Origin of the sequence: Cytobacillus firmus DS1, from assembly GCF_000565285.1 — a bacterium.
Taxonomy (GTDB): Bacteria; Bacillota; Bacilli; order Bacillales; family Cytobacillaceae; genus Cytobacillus; species Cytobacillus firmus_A.
The window spans coordinates 1-1,457 of sequence record NZ_APVL01000061.1; the positions used below are offsets into that span (position 1 = coordinate 1).

The window sequence follows — 1,457 nt, forward strand, 5'->3', positions numbered from 1 at the left end:
TTACGGACAGTTTATAAAAAAGCGCCTATGCAGCTAATAAGTGGCCTCGGTATTGTACCGGGGTCATTTTATTTAAGCCCCATTGATAACGATGATGATTATATTCTTCGATTACACGATCTACTTCTTTCTTTACGTCCTTTATATTTTCAAGTGATTTATACTCTGATAAGTCTTTAAAATGTCCAAAGAAACTTTCCATTGGTGCGTTATCCCAACAGTTTCCCTTTCGGGACATTGACTGAGTTAGGCCAAGCTTTTTTACTTTGCTTTGGAATAGAGGATGCGTGTAGTGCATTCCTTGGTCAGAATGCAATATGGCCTCTGGATGAAAGTGGTTGCCAACAGCTGCCTTTAACTTTTTTAACGTTTTATAAACAATATCCATCTCTAAAGACGTGGAAAGGTAGTAGGCAAGAATTTCTTTTGTAGCTCCGTCCTTTACGCAGGATAAATATGCTTTTTGGCCCTTTCCATAATAGAGATAAGTAATATCAGTAAGCAGAACCTTTCCTGGCACTGCCTGATTGAATTCACGGTCAAGAAGGTTAGGGCAGGTTCGATGTTCCTGAGTTGCCTTAGCCATCTTACGATATGGATTGGCTTTCCTTATCTTAGCTACAAGATTATATTTTGCCATTAAACGTCTAATCTTCTTGTGGTTCATTACAGTTGAATAGTCATTCTCCATAATCATTTTTATCTGGAGTGCACCTACTTTTTCTCTTTTGCTTATGAAAATTTCTCGGATTAACTCTATGTCCAATTCATCCTGCTCGTCACGTCGTGCCCGTAATGGTGCAGCCTTCAACCAATCATAGTAGCCACTTCGACTGACACCTGCCAGTTCACACAGGTAGGAAACAGCTTTACTTAACTGATGAATTCTGATGGTTTTCTCGATCAGCGAAAACTTCTCAGCTGCCGTTAATATCGTTTCTTCTTCAACGCCTGCCTTTCTAACTCTTCCAGCTTTTTTAGGAAGTCATTCTCTGCCTCAAGGAATTTAATTCTTGCTTCAGCTTTTTTTAATTTCTCTTCTGCGGAAAGTTGCTTTAAAGAAGGACGCCCGGTACTCCCTTTGCCTCTGCGTTCCGTAAGGAAACCTTCCTTTCCAAACCTTTCATATGAATCCCTCCAACGCTTAAGACAACGCTGGGGTTGTTTCTTACCGATCATATCAAGGTCGAAGCCCTGTTCAATAAAGATTTGCGACGGTGCTTTTCCATTTTTATATTCCGTAACTGCTTTTAGCTTAAACTCAGGACTATAGGAGATTGACCTTTCAGAAGCGCATAAAACATTAGGATTCTTTTCAAGCTCTTTAATTTGAAATTCATTATAAATATTCTTACTCATATTAATCCTCCGCCCATATTCGTTAAATCTATTGAAACACAAAAAACCCCGGATAGGGGCACTTTTTTATCAGTGTCCGCTATCCGGGGTATAGTTCA

General features: G+C 39.5%; 1 protein-coding gene. It reads right to left on the reverse strand.

Annotation, left to right across the window (positions count from 1 at the left end; all coding sequences use genetic code 11):
* Positions 1–25 precede the first annotated feature (25 nt).
* Positions 26–1,359, reverse strand: a protein-coding gene (locus tag PBF_RS25700; RefSeq protein WP_152539744.1) for an IS3 family transposase whose coding sequence is annotated in 2 segments (ribosomal slippage) — positions 26–987 and positions 987–1,359 — 1,335 coding nt in all. Because the reading frame shifts where the segments join, the coding sequence is not laid out codon by codon here.
* Between the last annotated feature and the right edge of the window lie 98 nt (positions 1,360–1,457).